This is a genomic window from Streptomyces sp. NPDC005408, assembly GCF_040606445.1.
GTDB lineage: Bacteria > Actinomycetota > Actinomycetes > Streptomycetales > Streptomycetaceae > Streptomyces.
On record NZ_JBEXEX010000020.1, the window covers coordinates 1 to 13312 of the forward strand.

At 68.9% G+C, this 13312-nt stretch carries 12 protein-coding genes and 2 pseudogenes; 4 read left to right on the plus strand and 10 right to left on the minus strand.

What is annotated here, in order from left to right; translation table 11 throughout:
• Positions 1 to 91: 91 nt before the first annotated feature.
• Positions 92 to 1162: a hypothetical protein gene (locus ABZS64_RS20020; RefSeq protein ID WP_355831030.1), complete on the minus strand. Its 1071-nt coding sequence runs from the start codon at positions 1160 to 1162 to the stop codon at positions 92 to 94.
• Between the two features lie 123 nt (positions 1163 to 1285).
• Here ABZS64_RS20020 and ABZS64_RS20025 point away from each other — a divergent pair, with 123 nt between their 5' ends.
• Positions 1286 to 1537, plus strand: a complete 252-nt coding sequence (locus tag ABZS64_RS20025; RefSeq protein ID WP_355831033.1) for a hypothetical protein — start codon at positions 1286 to 1288, stop codon at positions 1535 to 1537.
• 44 nt (positions 1538 to 1581) lie between these two features.
• Here ABZS64_RS20025 and ABZS64_RS20030 read toward each other — a convergent pair whose 3' ends face one another.
• Complete coding sequence (locus ABZS64_RS20030; RefSeq protein WP_355831036.1) at positions 1582 to 1929, minus strand: antibiotic biosynthesis monooxygenase; 348 nt, start codon at positions 1927 to 1929, stop codon at positions 1582 to 1584.
• Positions 1930 to 1956: 27 nt separating this feature from the next.
• Positions 1957 to 2766, minus strand: coding sequence for an NPP1 family protein (locus ABZS64_RS20035; RefSeq protein ID WP_355831037.1), 810 nt, complete (start codon positions 2764 to 2766; stop codon positions 1957 to 1959).
• Between the two features lie 181 nt (positions 2767 to 2947).
• On the opposite strand from ABZS64_RS20035, the gene ABZS64_RS20040 reads away from it, so the two are divergent.
• Positions 2948 to 3766 (plus strand): methyltransferase domain-containing protein, encoded by an 819-nt coding sequence (locus ABZS64_RS20040; RefSeq protein WP_355831040.1) that lies wholly within the window; start codon positions 2948 to 2950, stop codon positions 3764 to 3766.
• A 15-nt stretch (positions 3767 to 3781) separates the two neighbouring features.
• On the opposite strand, the gene ABZS64_RS20045 is transcribed toward ABZS64_RS20040, so the two are convergent.
• The 5 genes from ABZS64_RS20045 to ABZS64_RS20065 form a co-directional block, all read right to left on the minus strand.
• Positions 3782 to 4780 (minus strand): ABC transporter permease, encoded by a 999-nt coding sequence (locus ABZS64_RS20045; RefSeq protein WP_355831321.1) that lies wholly within the window; start codon positions 4778 to 4780, stop codon positions 3782 to 3784.
• A gap of 26 nt (positions 4781 to 4806) precedes the next feature.
• Positions 4807 to 5769, minus strand: a complete 963-nt coding sequence (locus ABZS64_RS20050; protein ID WP_355831043.1) for an ABC transporter permease — start codon at positions 5767 to 5769, stop codon at positions 4807 to 4809.
• Positions 5762 to 7291, minus strand: a complete 1530-nt coding sequence (locus ABZS64_RS20055) for a sugar ABC transporter ATP-binding protein (protein WP_355831046.1) — start codon at positions 7289 to 7291, stop codon at positions 5762 to 5764. Before ABZS64_RS20055 ends, ABZS64_RS20050 begins: the two co-directional genes overlap by 8 nt.
• A 2-nt stretch (positions 7292 to 7293) precedes the next feature.
• Entirely contained in the window at positions 7294 to 8391 is a 1098-nt protein-coding gene (locus ABZS64_RS20060; RefSeq protein ID WP_355831049.1) for an ABC transporter substrate-binding protein, read from the minus strand.
• Positions 8392 to 8537: 146 nt separating this feature from the next.
• Positions 8538 to 9563: a LacI family DNA-binding transcriptional regulator gene (locus ABZS64_RS20065; protein ID WP_355831052.1), complete on the minus strand. Its 1026-nt coding sequence runs from the start codon at positions 9561 to 9563 to the stop codon at positions 8538 to 8540.
• Between the two features lie 185 nt (positions 9564 to 9748).
• Here ABZS64_RS20065 and ABZS64_RS20070 point away from each other — a divergent pair, with 185 nt between their 5' ends.
• Positions 9749 to 12352, plus strand: a complete 2604-nt coding sequence (locus ABZS64_RS20070) for a PA14 domain-containing protein (RefSeq protein WP_355831055.1) — start codon at positions 9749 to 9751, stop codon at positions 12350 to 12352.
• A gap of 57 nt (positions 12353 to 12409) precedes the next feature.
• Here ABZS64_RS20070 and ABZS64_RS20075 read toward each other — a convergent pair whose 3' ends face one another.
• Complete coding sequence (locus ABZS64_RS20075) at positions 12410 to 12565, minus strand: hypothetical protein (protein WP_355831345.1); 156 nt, start codon at positions 12563 to 12565, stop codon at positions 12410 to 12412.
• Positions 12566 to 12571: 6 nt separating this feature from the next.
• A pseudogene (locus ABZS64_RS20080) lies at positions 12572 to 12655 on the minus strand (hypothetical protein); the annotation flags it as partial.
• On the opposite strand from ABZS64_RS20080, the pseudogene ABZS64_RS20085 reads away from it, so the two are divergent.
• Positions 12636 to 13247: pseudogene (locus ABZS64_RS20085) on the plus strand (SDR family oxidoreductase); the annotation flags it as partial. The pseudogenes ABZS64_RS20080 and ABZS64_RS20085 overlap by 20 nt on opposite strands.
• Between the last annotated feature and the right edge of the window lie 65 nt (positions 13248 to 13312).

Genomic DNA, 13312 nt, shown 5'->3' on the forward strand with positions numbered 1-13312 from the left:
AGGAGCCGACGCGGAGCGTCGGCGACTGACGACAACGCAGCGAGGTGCCGTGCCAGGGCACGCGAGCCCGGCAAGATCGGCCGGACAGGACCTAGGGAGCACACCCCAGCTCGGTCTTGCGCTGGTTGAGCTCGTGCAGTGCCGCGACGAGTTGACGCCGCTCTTCGTCGTCAAGATCCCCATGGAGAGCCTGCATTACCAGGTCGATCTCGTCGCGCAGCCCTGGGCACTCGGGATGCTCTGGGCTCTGCACCGAAACAGTGAATCCACCGGGGATCCCTCCCGTCACGTCCACCGTCGTCTGTTCGTCCGTGCCCAGCGAGAACGATTCGCCGACGCCGAGTGCCTTGGCCGTCCGCAGGTATACCTCGGTCGTACCGGCTACCTCGTACACGATCACGCCCTCGCCCGGGATACCCGAGGACGCATACGACTCGCGCTCATAGTCGTCGACCCGGAGGCGTGCTTCCGCTAGAAAGTGACGCCCGGTCACCCGGGAGCGGATGCGGACAGCGGAGTGCCGGCCGGGCGTTGGCGGTTGCCCAAGCCCGATTGCGTGCAGGCTGTGGTGGGTGGTGCTGCCGTGGACGTGGTTGTCAATCGTTGCCGGGTCGAGCCATTGCATCGCCATCTTCGTGTGGGCGCTGGGGTGCGTACCGCACGAGCAGGCCATGTTGTCGAACCGGCCGAGGTTGGGGTCGGTGAGGTGCAGGTCGCCGAATTCTGTGAGGGCGTGCAGGAGCTCCATCCCCCATGCCCCGACTCCCTCGTCGAGGTTGCAGCGAGCAGTATTGGTGATCCCGTTGCGGGGCGTGTCGTGCCACCAGGCGAAGCCGCTGCGGTCGGCTCCGCCGCTGACCAGCACGACGAGCGCGGAGGTGTACCCGTGTCCGGCGGGGAGCGAATCGATAGCGGCTTCACGGGTGCGGGCGTCCGGTGCCATCGCGACGGGAAACACGGTGGCCTCGAAGTCGGCCAAGCCGTACGAGATGGTGTTGATGTATCGCCGGAGCGAGCGGTCGATGCCGGTCGTGGGGTGGGGGTCGTACCAGACCCGCGCGGCCACTTGATCCCGGAAGTCCGCTGGTGGGTTCGTGTCCACGGTGAGGTCGAGGGTGGGGATGACGGCCAGTCGACGCGTGCCGCGCCAGGGAGCGTGCATCGCCAGGGCCTCCTAGGTGCCTTCCAGCGCGTCTGCTGGGCGCTTCCTGTCAGGTTTGCGCGAACAGCACCCAATTGTCCGTCGTAACCTTAAGGGGCATATGCGGTCGCGGATTGGCGCGACATGTCGGACGAAGGCGCGGCCGCCCCGAACAGCGCAACGGTCCTTCGGCGACACCCGCAGCGCCAGGCGTCTGCCGCCGTGTTCGAAGAGGCCGCCGACGGCATCGCGGCCGCCCTCACCGAACGGCGCCACTCCCTTCGTGCCGGCTGGCACGGCGAGGAAGAGGGCCGCCCGGCGGAGGCGGACACGGAGCAGCTGCGCGCCGCCCTGCAGGCCTACCGCGATGTGACGGAACGGCTGTTGCACATCTGAACCGTGGCAAGCAGGCCACCCCGGCGGCGTCGCCGGGCCAGGCCTCAGTCCTGGGCCTTCGGGGCAGCCTGCTGGACGACCTCGAAGGACCACAGCGCGGAGCCGGTGGCGGCGGGCTTGGGGCGCTCGCCGCCACCGGCGCCGCCCGGCCCGCCCTGGCCACCGCCGTGGGAGGCCTTCATCGAGCCCTCCATCCAGGCCTGGAACGCGGCCTCGTCACGCCAGCGCGTGTACACGAGGTACTGATCGGTCCCCTCCGCAGGCCGCAGAAGCTCGAACCACTCGAAGCCGTCGGAGTTCTCCACCGACCCGGCGCGGGCCGCGAAGCGCTTCTCCAGCACCTCGCGCTGCTCCTCGGGGACCGTCAGGACGTTGATCTTCACAATGCTCATGCGTCCATCGTGCCTCACCGTTCACGATCAGTGGGAGCAGGACTCCCGCGCCACCTTGCCCGGGTTGCTGTCGGCGCTTCCCCACGCCGCCGCGTTCGCCTCGAACTTCTGCTGCAGCTGACTGTCCTTGGCGACCTCCACGAGACCGCCGCCCTGATCCGCCCACACCGGATAGTCGGCGTGCCGGTACTCATTGGTGTACGCGGAAATGACGTCCTTCAGACCGCCCTGGTTGTTGTACATCGAGTGGCTGCCGTACCCGACGAAGATCCGCGGGTGCTCCAGGCCCTTCGCCGCGTGTCCACGGTCGCTGTTCCAGCTCTCCGCATCGCCCCAGGCGACGACGCGATGGCCGCCGTGCGCGCTGAGCAGGAGCCGGTCGCGGGTCCAGACATTGCCGTTCTTCCGCCAGACGACCTCGACATGCTCGAAGTCGTGCCGGTGTCCCGAGGGCCGGAAGCCACTGGTGGCCTGATAGATGGTGAATGCCACGCGGATTTCGTCGGGGTTGCATTTCTGGACCGTGTAGTACGTGGGGAACGGCGCGCCGTGCGGCGCGCAATCGCCGTCGCTGTTCGGCCAGTTCTGGACATTGCCGCCGTCCGTCGGATCGCCGTTGCCGTCGAAAGCCGACTCGGGCCAGCACGGATCGTTGCGGTTGGCGCGGGCGAAATTCCACTGGGGCACGGATTTGGCGACGAAGTCCTGCAGGGTGGCGGGGCCTTCGGGAAGGGGTTCGTTGGCCGACGCTCCCGGGCCGGTGACGAAGAGCAGGCCCGCTGTCAGGGACGCGACCGCGACGGAACCGGTCCGAACGCGGCGGGGTCGGTGGGACATTCATTCCCCTCGTGCTCAGGACATGGGAGAGACACGGTGTTCCAGCGACGTGCCGCACCAGAGTAGGGATGTCGAAGCGGCGGAACCAGATCGGATTCCGGAACGCAACCTTGCTGGTTTTTGGCCGCGGCAAGGCGAGTTGGCGGTCGCCGCCCCGGAAGGCGGCCCTAAAGTGGTCGGCATGCGGGACTCGAAGCCGACCTCGGCTTTCCACTCGGACAACATCACCCCCTCGGCCACCGACACCCTGGTCGGGGTGCTCGACATGCAGGCGGCGAGCGCGGGCGTACGGCGGCTGCGTGACTGGGCGCAGCTCGGGGTGGCCTCGGGGCCCGGCGAACGGGCCGTCGACATCGGCTCCGGTACGGGAGCGGTGACCCGGGTGCTGGCTGAGGCGGTCGCACCGGACGGTGAGGCGATCGGAGTCGAACCGAACCCCGGTCTGCGATCGGTGGCCGAGCAGCGCGCGGCCGACGCGGGCAGCCCGGCGCGGTTCGTCGACGGCGACGCATTGGCGCTGCCGTTCGTTGATTCCGAGGTCGACGTGGTGTGGTGCGAGCGGGTCTTCCAGCACCTCGCCGAGCCCGAGAAGGCAGCGGCCGAGATCGCGCGAATCCTTCGGCCCGGCGGCAGGGTGGCGCTGCTGGACACCGACTGGGCGACCACGATCATGCACCCCGGCGACCCGGAGGTGGTGGCGGCGCTGGCCGATGGGGCGATCGCGGCCGCCGCCAACCCGTACGCCGGGCGGAAGCTTGCGGGACAACTGGCCGCGGCGGGACTTGAGATCGAGGACCTCGGCTCGCAGGCACTCATCCAGGACCCCAGGAAGGTCACCTGGCCGCTCGTCAAGATGCTCGGCGAGACGGCCGTGCGCCGCGAGCTGATCACCAAGGAGCAACGGGACGCGCTGTACGCCGACCTCAGCGCGGCCGCAGAGCAGGGAGCTCTGCACATGTCCGTGACCATGTTCGGCGTCATCGCACGTCGTCCGGTCTGATTCCGGCCCGTCCCCTCACGCACCTCTGCGCCTGCGCCCCAGCCATGTCTGCGCGACGACCACCAGCGCCAGGAAGGCGCCGCTGACGACCTGTTGATACGCGGAGTCGAGCGAGCCGATCTGGTTGATGACGTTCTGGATCACCTTCAGCAGCAGTACGCCGACGAGCGAACCGCTGATGAAACCGAAGCCGCCCGTGAGCAGCGTGCCCCCGATGACCACCGCGGAGATGGCCTCCAGCTCCATGCCGTTGCCCAGGATGGTGACTCCGGAGACCAGCCATGCCGCGTTGAGCGCACCGGCAAGTCCCGCGCACAGCCCGGAGACCGTGTACACGGCGATCTTCGTACGGGCCACCGGTGCACCCATGAGCGCCGCCGCGTCCTCGTTGCCGCCGACGGCGTAGACGTACTGCCCGAAGCGGCTGCGGCGGAGCACGACCGCGCCCAGTACGAAGAGCGCGACCGTGATCCAGACGGGCACACCGACGCCGAGCAGCCGGTCCTGGCCGAGGCGGGCGAAGAAGGATCGGTCGTCGACGAGGAACGTGGTCGAGCCCTCGTCCGTGATGGAGAGAAGGACGCCGCGTGCCAGCAGCATCGCCGCCAGCGTCACGATGAATGGCGCGAGCCTGGCCCGCGCGATCAGCAGCCCGTTGACCAGCCCGATCAGACCGCACACGGCCAGCGGGAGCAGCAGGGCGGCCGGCGTCCCGTAGCGCGAACCCCACGCCGCGAGCACACCGCCCAGCGCGAAGAGCGAGCCGACCGAGAGATCGATGCCGCCGGTGACGATGACGAAGGTCATGCCGAGCGCCACCACGGCGAGAAAGGCCGAGGAGACGGCCATGTTCTCCAGGTTGTCGCCGGTGAGGAACGAGTCGAAGCCCAGCGAGGCGACGAACACCATGACCAGCAGGGCGGCAAGCGCCCCGTGCTGCTGGGCGAGGGCACTCAGACGCTCCGCCCGGCTCGCCCCGAGCGGATCGTCCTCGGTGATGCGCGCGGTGTCCATGGGGCGTACCGGGCTCTCCGTGTCGGTCATCGCTTCCCCCGTTCCCGCGCCGCGCAGACGGCGGCCACGATCACCACGGCCTGGGCGATCTGCGTCCAGGACGGCGGCAGATCGTGCTTGATGAGCGTGGCGGTGAGGAGCTGGATGAGGACGGCTCCCGCCACGGTGCCGCCGATGCGCACCCGTCCGCCGCTCAGCGGGGTGCCGCCGACCACGACGGCGGTGATCGCGGACAGTTCCATCAGGGTGCCGAGCGACGTCGGGTCGCTCGCGGTCAGCCGTGCTGTCGCCAGTACGCCCGCGATCGCGGCGAGGGCGCCGGAGACGACGTACACAATGATCAGGACACGGCGTACGGGAAGTCCCGCCAGCTGGGCCGCCCGGCGGCTGTCGCCGATGGCCAGGAGCTGTCTGCCGAAGGTCGTGCGGCGCACGGTGAAGGCGACAGCCAGCGTGAGCGCGGCGGCGATGAGCACCAGATACGGCAGGCCGAGCAGGTCGCCGGAGCCGAGCGCGGCCATGCCCGGGTCGCGGACGTCCTTGAGCTGCGGCAGCAGCACGAGCGCGAGTCCGCGGCCGGCGACCATCAGCGCCAGCGTGGCGACGATGGGCTGTACGCCGATGAGGGCGATCAGCGAGCCGTTGGCGAGGCCGACAACCATGCCGCCCAGCACGGCGACGACGACTGCGATCCAGGGGCCGTACCCGAGATAGAGCGAGATGAGCGAGGTGGACAGGGCCATGACCGAGCCCACCGACAGATCGACGCCTTCTGTGCCGATGGCCAGCACCATGCCGAGCGCCACGATCAGCACCGGCGCCACCTGCACGGCCTGGGTGCGGAAGTTCTCGGCGGACACGAAGTGCGGGGTGAGCACGACATTGACCAGGAAGAGGACGGCGACGCCGAGATAGACGCCGTACTCCTGGAGCAGTCTCAGCAGCCGTTCCCGGTCGACGGGTGTGCGGCGCAGGGCCAGTTCAGTCATCGTCGCTCCCGCCGGTCGCCGCGATCGCCCGCATCAGCCGGTCCTCGGTGACGTCGTCGCCGGACAGCTCCGCCACGACGGCGCCGTCCTTGAGCACCACCACACGGTCGGACCCCTCGATCAGCTCTTCCACATCGGAGGAGATCAGCAGCACGCCGAGGCCGTCGTCGGCCAGTTCGTCGATGAGCTTTTGCACCTCGGCCTTGGCGCCGACGTCGATGCCGCGCGTCGGTTCGTCCAGGAGCAGCACCTTGGGCTGCATGGCCAGCCAGCGGGCGAGGAGCACCTTCTGCTGATTGCCGCCGGAGAGCTCACCGACTTTCTGGTGCGGGCTCGAGGCCTTGATCCGCAGCCGCTTCATGAAAGTCTCCACGACCCGGTCGATGTGCGCCTCGTCCACAAGACCGAAGCGGGAGAGCCTCGGCAGGGCGGCCAGCGCGATGTTCTCCCTCACCGACAGGCCCGGCACGATGCCCTCCGCCTTGCGGTCCTCGGGCAGCAGGCTGATACCGGCCCGGATCGCGGCGGGCGTTGATCCGGTACGGACCGGGGTGCCCGCGACCACGACACGGCCGGAGTCGGGCGGCAGCGCACCGGCGATGGCCTTGACGGTCTCGGTACGGCCCGAGCCGAGGAGCCCGCCCAGACCCACGACCTCGCCGGGCCGAACGTCGACGGAGACCGCGTGCAGAGTGTGGCGCAGCGTCAACTCCTTAGCCTGCAGGACGGGTTCACTGCCGCGCTCGTGCTCGCCGGTGAACTTCGTCAGGCCCTCGCTGCGCACCTCGCCCATCTCCCGGCCCAGCATCAGCGAGACCAGACGCAGCCGGTCGAGGTCCGCGATGCGCCCGCTGTGCACCACCTTGCCGTCGCGCAGCACGGTGACGGTGTCGCACACCTCGTACAGCTCCTCCAGCCGGTGACTGACATAGACCACCGCGATGCCACGCTCCCGGAGCATGCGGATCACCCCGAACAGGGTGCGCACTTCCCGTGGTTCGAGCGAGGAGGTGGGCTCGTCCATGACGACCACTCGCGCATCGGCGGACACCGCGCGGGCCAGCGCCACCATCTGCTGCGCCCCGACGCCCAGCGAGCGCAGCGGCCTGGTCACATCGACACGTACGCCGAGAGAGCGCAGCGCCTCGGTCGCCTCGCGGTGCATCGTGCGGAAGTCGATGAGCCCGAGACGGCCCAGAGGCTCGCGACCGAGGAAGAGATTGCGGGCCACGCTCATCAGCGGGACGAGATTGACCTCCTGGTAGATGGTGGAGATCCCGGCCTGCTGGGCTTCGAGCGGGGTCGCGAACCGGACCGGCTCGCCCTGGTACGTGACCTCGCCGCTGTCCGGCCGGTACACCCCCGTCAGCACCTTGATCAGCGTGGACTTTCCCGCGCCGTTCTCGCCGATCAGGGCATGGACTTCGCCCGCGCGGGCGGCGAAGTCCACCGAGTCGAGCGCGAGCGCGCCGGGGAAGGTCTTGGTGAGACCCGTGACGGACAGGACGGGTGGCGACGGCATGGTCAGTACGCCTTGCCGAGGCCGGACTTGGCGTTGTCCTTGGTGTACTCGCTGTCCTGGATGACGATGTCCTGCGCGACCTTGTCGCCCTTGGTGAAGGAGTCGAGGGTCTGGAAGGCGAGCGGGCCGAAGCGCGGATTGGACTCGATGACGCCGTTGATCCAGCCGTCGACTATGCCCTGGACGGCGTTGCGGGTTCCGTCGATCGTCACGATCCTGACATCGCCGGCCTTCTTGCCCGCACCCTTGAGGGCGTTGACGGCTCCGAGTCCCATCTCGTCGTTCTCGGCGTAGATCCCGGTGATCTGCGGCTTGGACTGGATGAGCTGCTCGGTGACCTGCTGTCCCTTCTCGCGGGCGAATTCGCCGGTCTGCTCGAAGACGACCTCGATGCCCGGCGCCTTCTCCTTGATCCGGTCCTTGAAGCCCTTGGTGCGCTCGGTGGTGACGTTGTTGCCGGATGCGCCGAGCAGAATCGCGATCTCTCCCTTGCGGCCGGTCGCCTCGATCATCCGGTCGGCGGCGCGCCTGCCCTGCTCGGTGAAGTCCGAGCCGATGAAGCTCACATAGTCCTTGCAGGCCCCGGCGTTGATCTTGCGGTCGACCGTGACGATCGGGATGTGCTTGGCCCCCGCCGCCCGCAGCACGGGTCCCCAGCCGTCGGAGTTGAGCGGGGCGATGACGAGCAGATCCGCGCCCTTGGCGATCAGGTCCTGGACATCGCTGATCTGTTTGGAGAACTGGGACTGGGCGTTGGCGGTGAGCAGCTTCAGGCCCCGGGCCCGGGCCTCGGCCTTGATGGAGGCGGTTTCGGCGATCCGGAAGGGGTTTGCTTCCTTCTCGGACTGCGAGAAGCCGACGGTGGCGCCTTTGAGGTCCAGCTTCTTGCCGCCGAACTGCTCGACGGTGCAGGTCTTCCGGTCCCCGACGGCGGGAGTGGCGACCACCTGCCCCGAGTCGGCGGCGGCTCCCGTGTTCTTGTCGTTCGAGCCCTCGTCCTCCGACTTGGCGCACCCGGCGGCGAGTCCCAGGCTCACGACGAGGCCGGTGGCGATGAGGGTCCTTGTGGTGGTACGGCGAAGAAGTGCGGTCGGCTTCATAGGAGTTCCCATCTCGGCACAGCCCCGGCGCGCAGGGCGCTTCACGGGAGGTTGGCTCTTACGGTCAACTCGGCGTTCCGGAGCACTTTTTACATCGTTGGAAGGAAGCTGTAAACCCTCCGTGCCAGGGTTCATCGAAAACGCTCTCAACGGCGCCCCAGCGTGCTCTCCCGCTCCACCAGCCGGAAATCCGCGGTGAGTTCACGCCCCCCGTGCGTATCGTCGCCCTGCCGCGCGCCTTCCAGACTGCCGATGACCGACTCGACCGCGAGCCGCGCGATGGACTGCTTGTCGGGCGAGACCGTCGTCAGGGTGACCGCCCCGAACCGCCCCTCCGCGATGTCGTCGAAACCCACCACGGCCACGTCCCACGGCACCCGCAGGCCCCGCTCGTGCAGCACCCGCATCGCACCGATGGCGATGAGGTCGTTGTACGCGAAGACGGCGTCGGGCCTGATACCCGCATCGAGCACCTCCGCCATGGCCAGGGCGCCGTCGCCGCGGTCCCAGCCGCCCACCGGGACCACCATGCTGTCCGGCGCCGGCAGACCGGCGGCCGTCAACTCCTCGCGCCAGCCCCGCAGTCGCAGATGGGCCGGCCTGTTCGCGGTGTCCGTGCGGGCGCCCAGAAAGGCGATCCTCGTCCGGCCGAGGCCGAGCAGATGACGTACCGCGGCCCGCGAGGCCGCGACATTGTCGATCGCGATGTGGTCGTACGGCAGGTCGTACTCGCGCTCGCCCAGCAGCACCAGCGGCGCATCGTCCGTACGGCTGCGCAGGTCATCGGCCTCCAGCTCCAGCGGGCTGAGGATCAGCCCGTCGATGACCCGGGCCCGGAAGCCCTGGCTGACGAGGATCTCCTGCTCACGGCTGCCGCGGGTGTGGTCGAGGAGCACGGTGTACTCGTGCTCGGCGGCCGCGTCGATCACGGCACCGGCCAGCTCGGCGAAGTACGGGTTGCCCAGCTCGGGCACGGCCAGCGCGATGATCCCCGTGCGGCCCTTGCGCAGATGGCGCGCCGTCAGATTGGGCCGGTAGCCGAGCTCGTCGATCGCCTGCTGCACCCGGGCCCGCATGGCCGGGGTGACGTGCTGATAGTTGTTCACCACGTTCGAGACGGTCTTGATCGAGACCCCCGCGAGCTCCGCGACGTCCTTGAGGCTGACCCTCACGGCAGTTCCCCTCCGGGGCAAGGCCCCTGGCCGGTCCGTTCATCGATGTACATGCCGTCGACCGGGCCATTTGTCATGACCCTGGACAGCAAGTGGAAGCCGTGCTGTCATGCCAACTGCCGTTCCTTCCAACGTTGTACAGAATCACGCAACGAGCCGCCACCCTTCCTCACCAAGGAGGATCTGTGCGATTGAGAAGAAGACTGGCCCTACTCCTGGCTGCCGTTCTCGGCGTTGTGGGACTCGCCGCGATTCCTGCCGCATCGGCCGCCGACGACCCCGTCGAGCCCCACGGTCTGAAGGGCGAGTACTACACCCAGTCCGCCCCCGGAGCCTTCGACTTCGCCGAGCTCAAGGCCACCGGCTTCGACCCCGGCATCGACTTCGCCAACCTCGAACCACGCCTGAGTGCCGCCACCGGACGGGCGGACGACGTCAGTGTCCGCTGGAGCGGAAAGATCGTTCCGCAGCACACCGGTGCTCACACGTTCACGATCACCGGCGACAACGGATTCCGCCTCTGGATCGACGGACAACTCACCATCGACCACTGGGTCGACGACTGGGACAGGGAACAGACCTCCCAGCCCGTCGAGTTGACCGCCGACCGCGCCTACGACATCAAGGTCGAGTACTTCGAGCACTACGGCGGATCCAATCTCCATCTCAATTGGATCCAGCCCGGACAGCCCAAGCAGCCCGTCCCGCAGTCGGCCTTCCGGCTCCCTGACGGCTTCGACTACGACGGCGCCATCGCCGCCACCGTCCTGAAGGACGGCCGGACCCTGCGCCTCGACTTCGCCCAGGAGCTCGCCGCGCCCCCGGCCGGTCTCACCGACCACCTCCGGGCCGTCATCGGCGGCGCCACCTGGCCGCTCGGCACCGTCAAGGCCGACCCCGCCGGCGCCCGCAGTGTCCTCGTCGGGCTGAGCGAGCCCGTCGTCGGCAACAAGAACGGAACCGCCCCCGGCCTGGCAGATATCCGCTACGACGGAAAGGGCGGCCTGACCGGCAAGAACGGCAAGGCCGTCGGCGCCTTCTGGAGCAGCGGGCCCAACCGCTCGACGTACGAACTGCGCACGAAGTGGGCCGACGAGGTCGGCCCAGGCAACGCACACCCCGAGTACCCGCGGCCCCAGCTGACCCGCGACGCCTGGCAGAACCTCAACGGCTCCTGGCAGTTCGCCGCCGCCACGGCGGGCGAGCAGCCACCGGTCGGCAAGCAGCTCGCCGAGAAGATCCTCGTCCCGTATCCGGTGGAGTCCCAGCTCTCCGGGATCGAGAGGCACGAGGACCGCATGTGGTACAGGCGGACCTTCACCGTCCCCCAGGGCTGGAAGGTCGGCGACGGCAAGCGGCTGCGGCTGAACTTCGGCGCAGTCGACTGGCAGTCACAGGTGTACGTCAACGGCACCAAGGTCGCCGAACACAAGGGCGGCTACGACACGTTCAGCGCGGACATCACCGACGCGCTGAAGCCCGGCCGCACCCAGGAGCTGATCGTCGGCGTCTACGACCCGACGGACGCCGCCAACGGCGAGAACCCGCCCGTCGGCAAACAGCGCCTCGACCCCAGCGGCATCTGGTACACCCCGTCCTCCGGTATCTGGCAGACCGTATGGATGGAGCCGGTCGCCGCCGATCACGCGGACTCCCTCAAGCTCACCCCCGACGTTCCGGGTGAGAAGCTCGCCGTCGAGGTGCGCGGGGTGCGCGACGGAGTCCCGGTCACGGCAACGGCGTACGACGGGGCACGGAAGGTTGGCACCGCCGTCGGCCGCACCGGCGCGCCCCTGTCCGTCCCCGTCCCCGATCCGCATCTGTGGTCCCCGGACGACCCGCATCTCTACCGGCTGAATGTCACCGTCGGCTCGGACCGCGTGGGCAGTTACTTCGGAATGCGCTCCATCGCCGTCGAGAAGGTGAACGGCATCCCACGCACCGTTCTCAACGGCAAGCCGGTCTTCATGATGGCCACCCTCGACCAGGGCTTCTGGCCGGACGGCCTGCACACCGCGCCCACCGACGAGGCCCTCGCCCACGACCTCAGGACGCACAAGCAACTGGGCTTCAACTCGGTCCGCAAGCACATCAAGGTGGAGCCCGACCGCTGGTTCTACTGGGCGGACCGCCTCGGGCTGCTGGTCTGGCAGGACATGCCCGCGATGACCGCGGGTCCGACGCCCAACTCCGCGTCCCGTGCCGAGTACGAGCGCGAGATGAAGGCAATGATCGACCAGCACAGCAGCCATCCCTCGGTGATCATGTGGGTCTCCTTCAACGAGGGCTGGGGCCAGTACGACCAGGCACGCATCGCCGACCAGGCCAAGGCATGGGACCCGACCCGGCTGGTCAACAACATGAGCGGGCTCAACTGCTGCGGAGCGGTCGACGGCGGCAACGGTGACATCGCCGACGCGCACGGCTATCCAAGTCCGCAACTCCCGCGGGCCGATGGCAAACGGGCACTGGTCAGCGGTGAATACGGAGGCCTCGGGCTCGCCGTGCCCGGCCACGCCTGGTCCGTCCAGATGTCATACGTCGACGTCGACCCGGCGGGCTATACCGACGGCTATCTGGCCCGCCTCGGCGATGTGCGCAGGCTCATGTGCCAGGGCGGCAACGGCGCCGTCTACACCCAGATATCCGATGTGGAGGGCGAGCTCAACGGTGTGATGACCTACGACCGCAAGGTGCTGAAGCTGGACGCGAAGCGGGTGAAGGCGGCGCACGACGCGCTGATCCGCGACGCATCGAACCCGGTGCCGTCGGGGTGCCCGGCACCCTGAGCTGTTCGCCGTGCCCGGTCCGCCCGCCTCGTCGCGAGCGGACCGGGCGCCCAGCTGTCAGTCGGCCACTTCCTTCGAGATGAACTCCCAACTGCCGTGCGGGACGCGGTAGACGACATGGCCGGGCTCGGACCGTGCAAAGTCCGCCCCGGGTGGCGCTGCGACATCGCCCTGCCGGGCCGCGGGCACATGGACCTCGGCCTCCGCGCCCACCGGGACCTCGACGGTGAGGCGCAGCCCCGGGCCGGAGCGTGCCCAGTCGACGGCGGCCCGTCCCCGGATCCTGACGAGTGAGCAGCAGATCGCCGACGCCTTCGCCGCGGCCCATCTCGCCTTCGGCGGCGTCGACCTCGTGGTGAACAACGCCGGGATCTCCATCTCCAAGCCGCTCCTGGAAACCCCGGCCGACGACTGGGACATCCAGCACGCCATCATGGCCCGTGGCTCCTTCCTCGTCTCGCGGGAGGCGGCCCGCACCATGACCGCCCAGGGGATGGGCGGCGACATTGTCTACATCGCATCCAAGAACGGTGTCTTCGCGGGACCCAACAACATCGCGTACGGCGCGACCAAGGCGGATCAGGCTCATCAAGTGCGGCTGCTTGCAGCTGAGTTGGGCGAGCACGGCATTCGCGTCAACGGCGTGAACCCGGACGGTGTCATGCGCGGCTCCGGCATCTTCGCGGGCGGCTGGGGAGCGCAACGGGCCGCCGTGTACGGCGTGGAGGAGGACAAGCTCGGTGAGTTCTACGCCCAGCGCACCCTCCTCAAGCGCGAAGTGCTCCCGGAGCACGTCGCCAACGCCGTCTACGCGCTGACCGGCGGCGATCTCTCCCACACCACCGGACTGCACATCCCGGTGGACGCGGGCGTCGCAGCCGCCTTCCTCAGGTGAGCTCCAGGTGACTGCGACCGAGCCGTTCGCTTTCGCCGCCGTCGACCTCGGCGCGTCGAGCGGGC

Excerpts from the sequence above, each read along its gene's own strand:
- ABZS64_RS20035 (WP_355831037.1), bottom strand. The coding sequence starts at position 2,766 with ATGTCCCACCGACCCCGCCGCGTTCGGACCGGTTCCGTCGCGGTCGCG.
- ABZS64_RS20020 (WP_355831030.1), bottom strand. The coding sequence starts at position 1,162 with ATGCACGCTCCCTGGCGCGGCACGCGTCGACTGGCCGTCATCCCCACC.
- ABZS64_RS20030 (WP_355831036.1), bottom strand. The coding sequence starts at position 1,929 with ATGAGCATTGTGAAGATCAACGTCCTGACGGTCCCCGAGGAGCAGCGC.
- ABZS64_RS20040 (WP_355831040.1), top strand. The coding sequence starts at position 2,948 with ATGCGGGACTCGAAGCCGACCTCGGCTTTCCACTCGGACAACATCACC.
- ABZS64_RS20060 (WP_355831049.1), bottom strand. The coding sequence starts at position 8,391 with ATGAAGCCGACCGCACTTCTTCGCCGTACCACCACAAGGACCCTCATC.
- ABZS64_RS20045 (WP_355831321.1), bottom strand. The coding sequence starts at position 4,780 with ATGGACACCGCGCGCATCACCGAGGACGATCCGCTCGGGGCGAGCCGG.
- ABZS64_RS20025 (WP_355831033.1), top strand. The coding sequence starts at position 1,286 with ATGTCGGACGAAGGCGCGGCCGCCCCGAACAGCGCAACGGTCCTTCGG.
- ABZS64_RS20050 (WP_355831043.1), bottom strand. The coding sequence starts at position 5,769 with ATGACTGAACTGGCCCTGCGCCGCACACCCGTCGACCGGGAACGGCTG.
- ABZS64_RS20055 (WP_355831046.1), bottom strand. The coding sequence starts at position 7,291 with ATGCCGTCGCCACCCGTCCTGTCCGTCACGGGTCTCACCAAGACCTTC.